Source organism: Streptomyces niphimycinicus (assembly GCF_018883605.1).
In the GTDB taxonomy this organism is placed as follows: domain Bacteria; phylum Actinomycetota; class Actinomycetes; order Streptomycetales; family Streptomycetaceae; genus Streptomyces; species Streptomyces niphimycinicus.
Genome location: NZ_JAHLEM010001180.1, coordinates 1 through 891 on the forward strand (window position 1 = coordinate 1; position 891 = coordinate 891).

Consider the following 891-nt stretch of genomic DNA (forward strand, 5'->3'; position numbering starts at 1 on the left):
AGCTGCCTGCGGAAACCGGCCCGGAGAGATCACCAGTGGCCCACCCCACACCTGTCGCATGGGGAGCACGACGCCGTGCTCCCACCCCGAAAGGCGGCCGGGAGCCGACAAGGGGTTCTTATGCCTCTCGATGCAGAGAGCATCCAGATCGATGGGGTGACCTCAGGGGCCTACGGTTGACGACGGCACGCAGGGGCTCGGTACGGCGCAGCAGATCTACCGGATCGGGTGACGGACGAATCGGACACCGTTGACACGTCCGCGAGTTGGGAGCACGAGGGCTCCCAAAGGGCTCCCCATCGCCCCCAGCCCGGAAACGGTTAAGGCCGCCTCCACTACCCGCGGAAACGGCCTCCGACCTGCAATGATGCTGGTCGGGACGACAGGATTTGAACCTGCGACCCCTTGACCCCCAGCCGCGCGACAACTCTCCGCGACGATCCGTATCAGGATGTAGCCGAACGTCGGGGTTCCGTAAACCGCCGCACGAAGACAGGAGAGCGACCTCATCAGTCGCCGCCCCAGAGAGCACCCATATGGCCATCACACTCCTATATCCTGACCCCTGTCGACCCAGGTGCCAGAGATCACGAAGGAGGATGAACCGTGAGGCCGGCCACCGCTGCGAAGCTCCGCGCCAATGCCGCGACCATCCACCAGCTCGGACGTCAGCACGGCTTGCACTCCTTCGCACTCAGCTCCGAACCCGGTGAACTCGTCGCAACCCTGGACGCCGACCGCTCCTACTTCGACATCACGAGCTTCGAAACAGATCTGTCCACCATCCTCGGCGCCCTCGTGGAAGTCGTCCCCCGAGGCCCCGGCGTGGAGGTCGACGAAACCGAACCCCTGAACGATCTGCGCGGGGCAGCGTGACCACACGCACCGACC

The 891-nt window shown here is 65.0% G+C and carries 1 protein-coding gene; it reads left to right on the plus strand.

Annotation, left to right across the window (positions count from 1 at the left end; translation table 11 throughout):
- Positions 1-606: 606 nt before the first annotated feature.
- Positions 607-876: a hypothetical protein gene (locus KN815_RS48675; protein WP_059149557.1), complete on the plus strand. Its 270-nt coding sequence runs from the start codon at positions 607-609 to the stop codon at positions 874-876.
- Positions 877-891 lie beyond the last annotated feature (15 nt).